Below are 12686 nucleotides of genomic sequence, written 5' to 3'. Positions count from 1 at the left end.
AGAAACAATTTTTTTCTGCAAGTTGTTGATTACGCGACGGTTTTCACGCTATACTCTCGTTTTTCCAATTGTGGAAGTTTACTCAAGGAGTGCGCTATGGCACGTGTTTGCCAAGTTACTGGCAAGGGCCCGATGGTTGGCAACAACGTCTCCCACGCCAACAACAAAACCAAACGTCGTTTCCTGCCGAACCTGCAGAATCGTCGTATCTTCGTTGAATCCGAAAACCGCTGGGTCTCCCTGCGTATTTCCAACGCCGGCCTGCGCGTCATCGACAAGCTCGGCATTGAAGCTGTGCTGGCCGACATGCGCGCCCGCGGCGAGAAAATCTAACTAGGGAGCTATCATGGCAAAAACTGGCCGCGACAAGATCAAACTGGAATCGACCGCAGGTACCGGTCACTTCTACACCACGACCAAGAACAAGCGCACCATGCCGGCGAAGATGGAAATCACCAAATTCGACCCGAAAGCGCGCAAGCACGTGATCTACAAAGAAACCAAGATCAAGTAATCTTGTTCTTTCGTAGTCGAAAGCCGCCCACGACAGTGCGCGGCTTTTTTTATTGGCTTTTCCCACAGTTCCGCGCTCACCATTGATACGCATCAGCCGGTAGCGCTATATCGTCTCCTTATCAGCAGGTGTGTCTATAGTCGGACCGACGCCGGCCCTGGAGAGTACGATGAAGACGCTGCGCCTGCTTGTGCTGCTGCCCTGCCTGCTGGCGGCCTGCGCCACACCCTACCGCCCGCCGGTGGTGGTGCATGACAGCACGCCCTTCCCCGGCCTGGCCGCCCTCACCGCCGGCGGCGGCGCCCGCCCCGTCGACCTGATCCTGGTGCACGGCATGTGTACCCACGATGCCGCCTGGGTCGACCGCAACGTCGAACGGATCGCCGGCGCCGTCACGGCACAGGCGCCAGGCGCCGCGCTGCAATCGGCCAGGAGGGCGGCCGCCGACAATGCCGCCGTCGAGTTGCTCGACAGCACGCGCCGCGTCGGCGCCGGGACGGTGCGCTTCCATGGCATCTTGTGGTCGCCGCTGACGGCGCCGCTCAAGCGCCAGCTGGCCTACGACAATACCGGCGGCCCGACCGATTGCGCCGGCGATACCGTATGCCGGCCGGTGCGGGCGTGCCTGAACGGGGTCGTGAAGGACAAGCTGCTGAACGATTGCCTGGCCGACGTCCTGATCTACGAAGGCAACAGTCGCGACACCATCCGCGACACCATGGCCGGCATCGTGGCGCAGGTGATCGATGCCGATCCGGACAGCGACGCCCCGCTGGTGGTGGTGGCGGAAAGCCTGGGCAGCAAGATGCTGTTCGACGCGCTGGCCAGCATGCTCGAATCGAACCAGCCGCGCCTGCAGGCGCTGGGACGACGCGCCGCACGCCGCCTGGCCCTGATCTTCATGGCGGGCAACCAGTTGCCGATCCTGGCGCTGGCCGAGCAGGACGTGGTGGCGCGCGCCATGCCGGAACAGGATACGCTGCAGCGCTTCCTGGACCTGCGCCGGCGCCAGGCCGGCCTGCCCGGCGAACGTTCCGGCGACTTGCGGCGGCTGAGCGTCGTCGCCGTGACGGACCCGAACGATTTATTGTCTTATCGATTGTTACCGGCGCGTTATGCCGCGTCCGATGTGGCGGTGGCCGACGTGCTGGTGTCCAACGACACGACCTGGTTCGGCCTGATCGAACATCCGGTCACCGCCCACCTCGGCTATCTCGCCAATCCGGACGTGGGCGCCCTCATCGCCTGCGGCTGGCCGCGCGCCGCGGTGTGCCGCTGAATCGGCTCAGCCCGCATCCGGGAAATGCAGCGGTGTGATGGCTTCCGAGACGAACTGCTCGGGCGTGAGCGGGCGGCAGCGGCGCGGCTCGGCCAGCACGCGCGCGATCACGTGCTGCGGCACGCCCTTGTACGCCATGTAGCGCCGGGCCTGGTCGGCATCGCGCACCGCCAGGATGTTCAAGCCGCGCGCGACCGCATTCGAGGTCGGTACATCGTTCCTCCGCTGGCGATCGCTCATTGCTGCCTCCCGCAGTCTCCGGCACGGCCCATCGGAAACGCTCGGCCGGATAGCCGACGAACAATGGCGCCATGGTTTCAGGCGCCAATATACACCGCACGCGGCCTGCGATCCACCAACCTTCCCGCGGGGTTGACCGGTGCGTCTATGCTGCCGCGCATGAGGCCGCTGCCGCATTGCCCGGCGCCGCGCCAATGAAAAACGCCCCTGGGCAGGGGCGTTTCGGTACTGCATCGACGTGGACGGCGCCGCGCACCGCCCGGGCATCCGGTCAGGCGTAGCTGCGCAGGCGCAGCGAGAACTCCTGCAGCGCCTTGATGCCCGAGGCTTCGGCGCGTGCGCACCAGTCCTGCAGCTGGTGCAGCAGCTGGTCGCGGGTCGAGTGCGAACGTTCCCAGATCGCGCCCAGTTCCACGCGCATCTGGTGCATGGTTTCCAGCGCCTTGCTGTGCTGGAACAGCTCGGTCAGCTGGGCTTGCTGCGGCGCGGCCAGCTTGGCCGGTTCGCGCTGCATCAGCTTGCGCGAGCTCTTGAGGAAGCGCGCTTCCAGCTCGGCCTTGTGCTTCAGGTGCTCGACTTCCTCGCGGAACGCCGCCTTCACCGACTTGGCGTACTTGGCCATCACGTCGTAGCGGTTGGCGATCACCGCCTGCAGCGTGTCGAAGTCGGCTTCCAGCTTGTTCTTGGCCAGCTTCGGCTTCGGCGCCACTTTTTTCACCTTCGCCAGGCCGATCATTTCCATGGTGCGGATGTAAGCCCAGCCGATGTCGAACTCGTACCACTTGTTGGACAGCTTGGCCGAGGTGGCGAAGGTGTGGTGGTTGTTGTGCAATTCCTCGCCGCCGATCAGGATGCCCCAAGGCATCAGGTTGGTCGCGGCATCGTTGCAGTCGTAGTTGCGGTAGCCCCAGAAGTGGCCCAGGCCGTTGATGATGCCGGCCGCGGTGATCGGGATCCACAGCATCTGCACTGCCCAGATCGTGATGCCGATCACGCCGAACAGCATGACGTTCAGCGGCAGCAGCATCGACACGCCCAGCCAGCTGTACTTGGTGTACAGCTTGTTCTCGATCCAGTCGTTCGGGCAACCGTGGCCATACTTTTCCAGGGTTTCCTTGTTCTTGGTCTCGGTGCGGTACAGTTCCGCACCTTCCAGCAGCACCTTCTTGATGCCGTAGGTGACCGGGCTGTGCGGATCGTCGACGGTTTCGCACTTGGCGTGGTGCTTGCGGTGCACCGCTGCCCATTCCTTGGTCACCTGGCCGGTGGTCAGCCACAGCCAGAAACGGAAGAAATGGCTGGCGATCGGGTGCAGTTCCAGCGCGCGGTGGGCCTGGTGGCGGTGCAGGTAGATGGTGACGCCGGCGATCGTGATGTGGGTCACGACCAGCGTGTACACGACCACCTGCCAGACCGACAAGTCCAGCAGGCCGCCATCCAAGAAGGACAGCACGGCGTGGAAGATGTTGCTCAGGAAATTCATTAATGCTCCAAAGGGGAAAGCTTCGAGGAGTGCCGTCGGGCCAGGGAGGGGGATCGGAGGCGGGCTGTCAAGACAGGGCGTGACAGATCCCGCATTTTACGCGCAACCAGTGTTAAGTGGCACTCTCGAGGAAAATCAATTCGCCGGGGGCGATAAATTCGGATCCGATTGCGTGATCCGCGCCACAACCGAGGCTATATGGGAGTCGAGCAGGCGAGTATCAACCGATGGATACCCGAGTTTGATGGTGCCGGCTTGTACCAGCGCATAGATTCGCTTGTTGATTTCGGCCGCCACGCCGCCCTGCCCGTTTTCCGGATCGGCGATCCAGAAGCCGACGTCGAGTTCGTAGCCGTCGTTGCCGAAACGCGACAGCGAGCAGCCGGGCGCCGGCTCGTCCAGCACGCGCGCCACCCCGGCCGCCTGCGCCGCCAGCAGCGGCATCACCACGTCCAGGTCGGAGCCGTAGGCCACCGTCACCTTGGTCGTCGCGCGCACGCGGCGCGTGGTCAGCGACTGGTTCAGCACCGGCCCGGAAATCAGCATTTCGTTCGGCAGCACGGTTTCCACGCCGTCCAGCCCCTGCAGCACCGTGTAGCGGGTATTGATCTGGGTGACCTTGCCGGTGAAATTGCTCACCGAAATCATGTCGCCGATCGACAGGCTGCGCTCGATCAAAATGATGAAACCGGAGACGTAGTTGCTGGCGATGCGCTGCATGCCCAGGCCGAGGCCGACGCCGAGCGCGCCGCCGAATACCGACAACACCGTCAGATCGATGCCGACCAGGTTCAGGCTGAGCAGCACCGCGCCGATGATCAGGAAAGCGCGGCTGACGCGCGCCAGCGCCACGCGCAGCGAACTGTGCAGCGCATTCACCCCCATCAGCCGTTCTTCCAGGGCAGCGCCGGCCCACAGCGCCAGCATCAGCAGCACGACCACCGAGACGATCGCCTGCAGCACGTCGGCCAGCGTCACGTACTTCTTGGGCGCGATCGGAATCCGGTAGCTGTCGAGGAAATCGAAGATGTCCGGCCACATGCCGGTGATGTACAGCGCCACCGCCACCCACACCACGGCCGCGAAGATCTTCTCGAAGGTGACGAAGGCTTCGCCCAGCTGCCCGCGCCGGCCGAACACCCGCCGCAGCAGGTAGAACACCAGGCGGATCACGGCCAGCGACAGGAACAGCGGCATCGCCACTTTCACGATATTCGTATGAAAGTGGTTCTTTTCCAGCAGATAGCGCGACGCGGCCAGCAGCCCGACCACCAGCAGCGGCGCCATTACGCGTGTGAAACTTTCCACGCCGGTATGGCGGACGCCACCCTGCACCTCGGCATTGCCGCGCTGGCGCCGGTACCACCAGCCCTGCACCAGGCGCGCCGCCAGCCAGCCGACCAGCATGCAGGCGGCGACCGCCGCCAGCTGCCATGGCATGCCGGGGCGGCTCATGTCGTCAATCAAGTCTCCGATCAGGCTGGTCAGCGGCATCGTTTATTTCAATGTCTGGATGAAGAAACGGCCGCGCGACGGGCGGCCGCGATCGCCTGTCAGGCGGCGGCGTCGGCGTCGGCGGCGTCGCCGCTTTCGACCGCGGGTTCATCGGCCTTGGCGGTGCCGGCCTGGGCGGATTTGCGCTCGAACACCGCGGCGAAGAAGCCATCGGTGCCATGCTTGTGCGGCAGCATCTTGAGCGTGTCGCCCATCTCCAGTGCGATGCGCTGCTCGGCCAGCACCTTGTGCATCGGCACCAGGTCGAAGTCCGGATGCGTCGCCAGGAACTGTTCGACGATGCCGTCGTTTTCCTCGTTCAGCAGGCTGCAGGTGGCGTACACCAGGCGCCCGCCGAACTTCACCAGGCGCGCCGCGCCGTCCAGGATCGACGCCTGCTTTTGCGTCATCTCGGCGATGCCTTCCGGCTGCTGGCGCCATTTCACGTCCGGATTGCGGCGCAGCGTGCCCATGCCCGAGCACGGCGCATCGACCAGCACGCGGTCGATCTTGCCAGCCAGACGTTTTACCTTGGCATCACGCTCGTGCGCGATCACCACCGGATGCACGTTCGACAGCCCGCTCCTCGCCATGCGCGGCTTCAGCTTGGTCAAGCGCTTTTCCGACACGTCGAAGGCATACAGGCGGCCGGTGTTGCGCATGAGAGCGCCGATCGCCAGCGTCTTGCCGCCGGCGCCGGCGCAAAAGTCGACCACCATCTCGCCGCGGCGCGCGCCCAGCAGTTGGGCCAGCACCTGGCTGCCCTCGTCCTGGACTTCGATCGCGCCTTCCTTGAATAGCGGCAGGTTCTGCAGCGCCGGCTTTTTCTGGATGCGCAGGCCGAGCGCCGAGTATGGCGTCGGTTCGGCCACGATCGGCGCGGTGGCCAGCTCGGCGATCACCTTGTCGCGGTCGGCCTTGAGCGAGTTCACGCGCAGGTCGAGCGGCGCCGGGGTGTTCAGTACCGCGGCCAACTGTTGCGTCTCTTCCTCGCCATATTGGGCCACGAACTTGTCGTACAGCCAGTCCGGCAGGTTGGCCAGCTTTTTCGGCGGCAGCAGCGAACGGTCGATGTCCTTGATGCGTGCCAGGAACGCGGTTTCGTCGTCCGACAAACCGCCCAACGAATCGACGCCGATGGCTTCCGCCATGCCGAGCAGGGTCAGGCGGCGCATGGTGGCGCCGGCGCCGGCGAAATCGGTGAAGAAGGTCTTGTTGCGCAGCACGGCATATACGCACTCGGCGATGGCGCCGCGTTCGCGTCCGCCCAGGCGCGGATGGTCCTTGAAGTAGCGCGACAGGGTGACGTCGGCAGGCGCGGTAAAGCGCAGGATCTCGCGCAATACCTCTTCCGCATTGCCGAGAATCGCGGGTGGCAATCTCATGGTGTTCCTTGGATTCTTGAATGGATTAGTGTCGGATGGGCGCGCTCAAGCGCCGGCGGTCTCGAGGATGCGGACCGCGCCGCCTTCGATGCGCAGCCGGTCTTCGACGAACAGGCGCACCGCTTGCGGATAAATGATGTGTTCGTGTTCCAGCAGGCGCTGCGCCAGGCTGTCCTCGGTATCGCCGGGCAGCACCGGGATGCGCGCCTGCAGCACCGCCGGACCGTGGTCCAGCTCGGCGGTGACGAAGTGCACGGTGGCGCCGTGTTCGGACACGCCCGCGGCCAGCGCCTGGCGATGCGTGGCCAGGCCCGGGAACAGCGGCAGCAGCGACGGGTGGATGTTCAGCATGCGCCCGGCATAGTGCTCGACGAAAGGCGCCGTCAGGATGCGCATGAAGCCGGCCAGCACCACCAGGTCCGGTGCGTAACCGTCGACGGCCTGGCGCAGCGCCGCATCGAAGGCGTCGCGCGTGGCAAATTCTTTGCTGGGCACCACCGCGGTCGGAATGCCATGCGCCCGGGCGAATGCCAGCCCCTTGGCGTCGGCCTTATTGCTGATCACGGCGGCGACGCGCGCCGGCCAGCGCCCGGCTTCGAGCGCTCGCACGATGGCTTCCATGTTGCTGCCGCGGCCAGAAATAAGGATCACGATATTTTTCATAAGCGGGCATTGTAACCCGAGGGGCGGGGGTGGACCAATGGAAAGGGACGGGAGAAAGGCGGTCGGGCATGCCGGCAATCGCGCTTGCCGGTTTGCCGGGACCACTTCCAGACGTCGTCCCCGCGCAGGTGGGGACGACGATGCATGTCACTCGAACGGTCGCGCGCCCACCCAGCCCACCGATTGCGGCGACTGCGGTTCCTCGAACGAGTAAAACACCCGGAACGGCACCTTTTTCTCCGCCCAGAACTCGGCCGCGTCGCGGAACACGTCGAGCAGCGTCTCGCGCGCTTCCTTGTCGAATTTCTGGGTATTCGGCAGTTGGTCGAGCACGGCGATGAACCCGGGCTGGGGGCCGGCGCCGGCGATGACGTCGGTGAGGCAATTACGCAACGCATCGAAATTCTTGCTGCAGGGCTTGGAGAAATAAAACTGTTCGCCGATGCGGGCGCAGACTTGCTGCTTGGTCAGGGCATTCGAGCACATGGCGTAGAGAAAATGATGGCCCAATCGCACCGCTTCCTTCTGCAGCTCCGTGATACGGTAGGCGCGGATGGCTTGCACAAGATTCTGCGGTACTCTCATCAACAAACTCATTTTTTCCTCATAGGAGCCTCGAAACCTGCTGCGACGGTTTTTCGAGTGTCCTCAAATCACCCGGTCTGGTCAGCCGGCGCCAGCGCGTGTTTGTTGTGGAAGCGTCGGGCTTGTTCGCTTTCTCCTGGTCTCGTTTCCACGCGCCAATAAAACCCTGCATCTCCTAAGGGTAACGTTTTGTGATAGTCGAATCAACCCGAATATGGCCGAGCCGGGCATATTTATAAAAAAATTCGGCTTTTTTACCTGGTTTATACCTTTTTGACCGTATTTTCCCTTAAAACGTCGTCATCACATGCATACTGCCTGTTACATTTTGTTGCCACGTGGATTGACCGTACGTGCCGGACTGGCGCTACCATGCAGTGGTGGCAGTCGCCTTTTCAACCAATACCGTGTCGATCCCCGGATCACAGAAAGAGGTAGGAACATGAACTTCAATGCCAAACTGATTCTTGCAGCAGTGGGCGTGTGCGCCCTGCCGCTGGCGTCTGCTCAAGCCGACAATTTCGAGGACTACGGCCGCGTCACCCGCGTCCAGCCGCGCATCGAGCAAGTGCGCACCCCGCGTCAGGAATGCCGCACCGAATATGTCCAGAACCAGGTCCAGCCGCAGCGCAGCCAGGGCGGTTCCGTGATCGGCGGTATCGCCGGCGCCCTGCTGGGCAGCCAGGTCGGCGGCGGCAACGGCAAGGTCGCGGCAGCCGCGGCCGGTGCGATCGCCGGCGCCGTGGTCGGCGACCGCGTCGACAACGACGGCCGCAACTATGCGCCGCAGACCCAGGAACAGGCCGTGCGCCAGTGCCGTACCGTCGATTCGGTCGAGCAGCGCACCAATGGCTACGACGTCACCTACGACTACCGCGGGCGTTCGTACACCACCGTGATGGGCCGCGATCCGGGCAACCGCATCCGCCTGCGCGTGTCGGTCGAGCCGGATCAGTACCAGTAATCTCTTCCGGCGCGGGGAACTGCCCCCTTCTCCGCGCCGTCGGCTTTTTTGCATGGCCTGCCCCCTCCCAGACATGCCTGCAACGCTTCTGTAGTGCCCTTGCACTACAGAAGCACCTGCATCGATAATAGGACGTTCCCTCCAGGCTGTCCTATGCTCATCAAACGCAAATCCATCGAACAGGCCGAATCCTCGCGCCGTCCCGCGCGCAAGCCCAAGTTCGCCCCTGTCACCCTGTCCGAACAGGACGGCGTGCGCTATCTCCACTTCGGTACCGAATGGGTACAAGGTGCCATGCGCATCCGCAAGCCGGATTGGCCCGAACTCGAATATGCCCAGCAGATGATGGCCTGGATGCTGTTCATCGATCAGCCGCGCGCCATCGCCCAGCTCGGCCTGGGCGCCGCCACGCTGACCAAGGCCTGCTACCGCCATTTCCCCGAAGCCAGCGTGACCGCGGTCGAACTGAACCCGGCCGTCACCGCGATCTGCGCCTCGATGTTCAAGCTGCCGCCCGAGGACGAACGATTGCGCGTGCTGGAAATGGATGCGCTCGATTTCGTGCTGGACGACGCCAACCACGGCCGCTTCGACGTCCTGCAGTGCGATTTATATGACGCCACCGCGCGCGGCCCGGTGCTGGACACGCCCGAGTTTTATCGAGCGTGCGAAGCCTGCCTGGCGGACGGCGGCATCATGACCGTCAATTTGTTCGGCGACCACCCCAGCTTCGCCAAGAACATCAAGGCGATGCGCTTCGCCTTCGACCAGGTGATCTGCCTGCCCGAAGTCCACGACGGCAACGTGGTCGCACTGTGCTTCAAGGACAGGCCGGACCTCGATCCGGCGCGCCTGGCCGCACGCGCCGCCGCCATCGCCGCCGCCACCAAGCTGCCGGCCAAGGCCTGGCTCAAGGGCTTGCAGGCGGGGTTGCAGGCCGGCTAGCCCTCCACCACCGTCGAGCGTTCTCATGAACACCACCGCCACCGCCACCGCGCCCAAAGCCAAGCCGAAAACGCTCGACCTGCAAACCCTGTTTTCCTGGCTGCTGGCCGACGGCATCGTCGACAAGTCGACGGTGAAGCCGCATTTCGCCCAGGCGCAGGGCATCCTCAAGGCGGCGGCCGGCTCGATGCACCCGCTGACGGCCATCGCCCAGTGCAAGATCGTCTCCGGCAAGGCGCCCCATAAACTGCTGACGCTGGACCTGCTGAGCGAATGGTGCGCCGCCAAGATCGGCCTGCCCTTCCTGCGCATCGATCCATTGAAGATCGACTTCACCAAGGTGGCCGACGTGATGTCGGCCAGCTACGCCGCGCGCTTCAACATCCTGCCGGTGGAACTGGGGCCGGGCACGCTGCTGGTAGCCAGTGCCGACCCCTTCCACACCGAATGGCAGGACGAGATCGCGCGCATCTCGCGCCGCCGCATCGACTTGGTGATCGCCAATCCGCTCGACATCGCGCAATACATCTCGCAGTTCTTCAGCCTGGCGAAGTCGATCCGCGATGCCAACAAGTCGAACGGCCAGGACCTGGCGCTGCGCAACAACTTCGAGCAACTGGTCGAACTGGGCAAGCTGAACAAGCAGGTCGACGCCAACGACCAGCACATCGTCAATATCGTCGACTGGCTGTGGAGCTACGCCTTCGAGCAGCGCGCCTCGGACATCCACCTGGAACCGAAGCGCGACGCCGGCGCCATCCGCTTCCGCATCGACGGCGTGCTGCACCAGGTCTACCAGGTGCCGGCCGTGGTGATGCTGGCGATGACGGCGCGCATCAAGCTGCTGGGACGGATGGACGTGATCGAAAAACGCCGCCCGCAGGACGGCCGCATCAAGACCCGGACAAACACGGGACAGGAGGTCGAGCTGCGCCTGTCGACCATGCCGACCGCCTTCGGCGAAAAGCTGGTGATGCGCATCTTCGACCCGGAAGTGGTGGTCAAGACCCTGCCCGAACTCGGTTTTCCGCCGGAGGATGCGCAGCGCTGGGATGCGCTCACCAAGCGCCCGCACGGTATCATCCTGGTCACCGGCCCGACCGGCTCCGGCAAGACCACGACCCTGTACACCACGCTGAAAGCGCTCGCCACCAGCGAAGTCAACGTGTGCACGGTCGAAGACCCGATCGAGATGGTGGAAGCGGCGTTTAACCAGATGCAGGTGCAGCCGGGCATCGACCTGTCGTTCGCCGACGGCGTGCGCGCGCTGATGCGCCAGGACCCGGACATCATCATGGTCGGCGAGATCCGCGACCTGGAAACCGCCGAGATGGCGATCCAGGCGGCGCTGACCGGCCACCTGGTGCTGTCGACGCTGCACACCAACGACGCGCCCTCGGCGGTGATGCGCCTGCTGGAACTGGGCGTGCCGCACTACCTGCTGGAAGCGACGCTGATCGGCATCATGGCCCAGCGCCTGGTGCGCACGCTGTGCCCGCACTGCAAGTCGCCGGACGGCGAACTCAACGACGACGTCTGGAACAGCATCGGCGGTGCTTGGAAGATCCCGAAGCCGGCGACCGTGTACCGTCCGATCGGCTGCCCGGAATGCCGCCAGACCGGCTACCGCGGCCGCACCGGCCTGTACGAACTGGCCACCGTTACCGAGGCGTTCACGCGCCTGATCCAGGAAGACACCGACCTCGCCGCCCTGCGCCGCCAGAGCATGGCCGACGGCATGAAGCCGCTGCGCCTTGCCGGCGCCTTCAAGGTGATCGAGGGCGTGACCACGGCCGAGGAAGTATTGAAGACCACGACATCGCACTAGCTGCCGTGATTTTTCACGTCGCCTCTAGCGCAAGTCAAAACGGCCAGCTATAATGCATGCCTTCTTCGGGTCGTTAGCTCAGCTGGTAGAGCAGCGGACTTTTAATCCGTTGGTCGCAGGTTCGAATCCCGCACGGCCTACCAAAGAATTCTGCAGTAGATGAAAACGCCAGGCATTCGCTTGGCGTTTTTGTTTTTGCAACCCTCCAGCTGGCGTCGCACAAGCGGCCGGGCCGCGGTGCAGCGGATTGAGGCGGCAGCAGCGCCAGGCACGGGCATGCCATGGCAAACCCGCCGTCGCTTGAAAAAGCACTTGGCAAGCGCCGCCGAACCGCTATAATGCCGCCTTCTTCGGGTCGTTAGCTCAGCTGGTAGAGCAGCGGACTTTTAATCCGTTGGTCGCAGGTTCGAATCCCGCACGGCCTACCAAAGAATTCAGGCGCCAGCACCGTCGCCGTAAACGAAAAACGCCAGGCATCGCTGCCTGGCGTTTTTTATTGCATGCCGCCTACACTGCCCAGCCGGCATATTGCTTCCGACCAGGCTGCGCACCGCGATCGTGATGCAACGTTCAGCCGCGCTTCCTTCTCAAGCCGAACAATGCCAGACCCGCCGCTGCGAACAGCATTGTGCTGCTCGGCTCGGGCACATCGACCTGTTCCAGTGCGGTCAAATCGGACGAAAACATCATGAAGCCGTCGTCGTTCGTGCGCAGAAAAGAACTATTGATATGCGCATACGAAAACGAAGCGAGACTCAGCGATGCTGGAATGGAGGCATTGTCGAAAACGTTGCCCCTAAAGTTGTACAGACTGATATATGCCGATTTGTAGAACACATCTCCGTATGCTGAACGTTTCATGTCAAAAGTATCCGGTGCATATGCATAAGTGCCGACAGCCGGAGCACTATTGGTAACGAAGGTCGCGCCCAACCAGTTCAAGGAAAGCATCGATTCGAATGCCAGCCCCGTCATGGTGTCGTAGTAGCTGATGAAATCGGTTGCTCCGGAATCATAAGACAGATCCTCCGACCCTGCCGTTTGCTGCGGTTGGAAACGGCTCAACGGGACGTCGGTGTCGTATTGGAAGAAGCCGGTGATGATGTCGCCGATCGCTACGGGTTTTTCGGCGAAATCGCTGCGATCGACGTTGTAGAAATTGCCGGTCACGATGTCTTTCTCACGAATCGAAGAAACCTTCGCCTTGTACGCGTATTTGACAACGGATGCATTGGCACCTGCACTCAAACTTAAAGCCAGACCTGTAGCCAGAATTGAAACAACGGCTTTCATGAACTCTCTCTAT

13 protein-coding genes and 2 tRNA genes are annotated in these 12686 nt (G+C 63.2%); 8 read left to right on the top strand and 7 right to left on the bottom strand.

The genetic code is table 11. The annotated features are described in order from the left end of the window. Nucleotides 1-96 precede the first annotated feature (96 nt). The 3 genes from rpmB (at nt 97) to HH212_RS13065 (ending at nt 1793) form a co-directional block, all read left to right on the top strand. The gene (rpmB, locus tag HH212_RS13075) at nt 97-333 is read left to right on the top strand and encodes a 50S ribosomal protein L28 (RefSeq protein WP_170202869.1); all 237 of its coding nucleotides are present in this window, start codon (nt 97-99) and stop codon (nt 331-333) included. Between the two features lie 13 nt (nt 334-346). Then, entirely contained in the window at nt 347-514 is a 168-nt protein-coding gene (gene rpmG / locus HH212_RS13070) for a 50S ribosomal protein L33 (protein WP_005665735.1), read from the top strand. Nucleotides 515-683: 169 nt separating this feature from the next. Next, nucleotides 684-1793: a hypothetical protein gene (locus HH212_RS13065; protein ID WP_170202868.1), complete on the top strand. Its 1110-nt coding sequence runs from the start codon at nt 684-686 to the stop codon at nt 1791-1793. Nucleotides 1794-1799: 6 nt separating this feature from the next. Here HH212_RS13065 and HH212_RS13060 read toward each other — a convergent pair whose 3' ends face one another. From HH212_RS13060 to HH212_RS13035, 6 genes are all read right to left on the bottom strand, one after another. Further along, nucleotides 1800-2033 (bottom strand): hypothetical protein, encoded by a 234-nt coding sequence (locus tag HH212_RS13060; protein WP_170202867.1) that lies wholly within the window; start codon nt 2031-2033, stop codon nt 1800-1802. Between the two features lie 271 nt (nt 2034-2304). Continuing rightward, nucleotides 2305-3516, bottom strand: coding sequence for a DesA family fatty acid desaturase (locus HH212_RS13055; RefSeq protein WP_170202866.1), 1212 nt, complete (start codon nt 3514-3516; stop codon nt 2305-2307). Nucleotides 3517-3651: 135 nt separating this feature from the next. Next, on the bottom strand, nt 3652-5010 hold the full coding sequence (locus HH212_RS13050) for a mechanosensitive ion channel family protein (protein ID WP_170202865.1): 1359 nt from the start codon (nt 5008-5010) through the stop codon (nt 3652-3654). A 59-nt stretch (nt 5011-5069) separates the two neighbouring features. Continuing rightward, nucleotides 5070-6395, bottom strand: coding sequence for an RsmB/NOP family class I SAM-dependent RNA methyltransferase (locus tag HH212_RS13045; RefSeq protein WP_170202864.1), 1326 nt, complete (start codon nt 6393-6395; stop codon nt 5070-5072). Nucleotides 6396-6440: 45 nt separating this feature from the next. Next, nucleotides 6441-7058, bottom strand: coding sequence for a phosphoribosylglycinamide formyltransferase (purN, locus tag HH212_RS13040; protein ID WP_170202863.1), 618 nt, complete (start codon nt 7056-7058; stop codon nt 6441-6443). Between the two features lie 147 nt (nt 7059-7205). Next, nucleotides 7206-7655, bottom strand: a complete 450-nt coding sequence (locus HH212_RS13035) for a barstar family protein (protein ID WP_170202862.1) — start codon at nt 7653-7655, stop codon at nt 7206-7208. A gap of 430 nt (nt 7656-8085) precedes the next feature. On the opposite strand from HH212_RS13035, the gene HH212_RS13030 reads away from it, so the two are divergent. The 5 genes from HH212_RS13030 to HH212_RS13010 all read left to right on the top strand — a co-directional run bounded on the left by HH212_RS13030 (nt 8086) and on the right by HH212_RS13010 (nt 11808). Next, nucleotides 8086-8607: a glycine zipper 2TM domain-containing protein gene (locus tag HH212_RS13030; protein WP_170202861.1), complete on the top strand. Its 522-nt coding sequence runs from the start codon at nt 8086-8088 to the stop codon at nt 8605-8607. Between the two features lie 153 nt (nt 8608-8760). Then, nucleotides 8761-9552, top strand: coding sequence for a fused MFS/spermidine synthase (locus HH212_RS13025; RefSeq protein WP_170202860.1), 792 nt, complete (start codon nt 8761-8763; stop codon nt 9550-9552). A gap of 25 nt (nt 9553-9577) precedes the next feature. Continuing rightward, nucleotides 9578-11380: a type IV pilus assembly ATPase TfpB gene (gene tfpB, locus HH212_RS13020; RefSeq protein ID WP_170202859.1), complete on the top strand. Its 1803-nt coding sequence runs from the start codon at nt 9578-9580 to the stop codon at nt 11378-11380. Between the two features lie 67 nt (nt 11381-11447). Continuing rightward, a tRNA-Lys gene (locus HH212_RS13015) sits at nt 11448-11523 on the top strand. 209 nt (nt 11524-11732) lie between these two features. Continuing rightward, a tRNA-Lys gene (locus tag HH212_RS13010) sits at nt 11733-11808 on the top strand. A 142-nt stretch (nt 11809-11950) separates the two neighbouring features. On the opposite strand, the gene HH212_RS13005 is transcribed toward HH212_RS13010, so the two are convergent. Next, nucleotides 11951-12673 (bottom strand): PEP-CTERM sorting domain-containing protein, encoded by a 723-nt coding sequence (locus HH212_RS13005; RefSeq protein ID WP_170202858.1) that lies wholly within the window; start codon nt 12671-12673, stop codon nt 11951-11953. Nucleotides 12674-12686 lie beyond the last annotated feature (13 nt).

It is taken from the genome of Massilia forsythiae, assembly GCF_012849555.1.
Lineage (GTDB): Bacteria > Pseudomonadota > Gammaproteobacteria > Burkholderiales > Burkholderiaceae_D > Telluria > Telluria forsythiae.
Note: the sequence above shows the minus strand (reverse complement) of the source record. Positions and strands in the feature narration are given on the sequence as shown.

Coding starts and splice junctions, on each gene's coding strand:
- HH212_RS13035 (WP_170202862.1), bottom strand. CDS start 7,655: ATGAGTTTGTTGATGAGAGTACCGCAGAATCTTGTGCAAGCCATCCGC.
- rpmB (WP_170202869.1), top strand. CDS start 97: ATGGCACGTGTTTGCCAAGTTACTGGCAAGGGCCCGATGGTTGGCAAC.
- HH212_RS13005 (WP_170202858.1), bottom strand. CDS start 12,673: ATGAAAGCCGTTGTTTCAATTCTGGCTACAGGTCTGGCTTTAAGTTTG.
- HH212_RS13050 (WP_170202865.1), bottom strand. CDS start 5,010: ATGCCGCTGACCAGCCTGATCGGAGACTTGATTGACGACATGAGCCGC.
- purN (WP_170202863.1), bottom strand. CDS start 7,058: ATGAAAAATATCGTGATCCTTATTTCTGGCCGCGGCAGCAACATGGAA.
- HH212_RS13030 (WP_170202861.1), top strand. CDS start 8,086: ATGAACTTCAATGCCAAACTGATTCTTGCAGCAGTGGGCGTGTGCGCC.
- rpmG (WP_005665735.1), top strand. CDS start 347: ATGGCAAAAACTGGCCGCGACAAGATCAAACTGGAATCGACCGCAGGT.
- tfpB (WP_170202859.1), top strand. CDS start 9,578: ATGAACACCACCGCCACCGCCACCGCGCCCAAAGCCAAGCCGAAAACG.
- HH212_RS13055 (WP_170202866.1), bottom strand. CDS start 3,516: ATGAATTTCCTGAGCAACATCTTCCACGCCGTGCTGTCCTTCTTGGAT.
- HH212_RS13045 (WP_170202864.1), bottom strand. CDS start 6,395: ATGAGATTGCCACCCGCGATTCTCGGCAATGCGGAAGAGGTATTGCGC.
- HH212_RS13060 (WP_170202867.1), bottom strand. CDS start 2,033: ATGAGCGATCGCCAGCGGAGGAACGATGTACCGACCTCGAATGCGGTC.
- HH212_RS13025 (WP_170202860.1), top strand. CDS start 8,761: ATGCTCATCAAACGCAAATCCATCGAACAGGCCGAATCCTCGCGCCGT.
- HH212_RS13065 (WP_170202868.1), top strand. CDS start 684: ATGAAGACGCTGCGCCTGCTTGTGCTGCTGCCCTGCCTGCTGGCGGCC.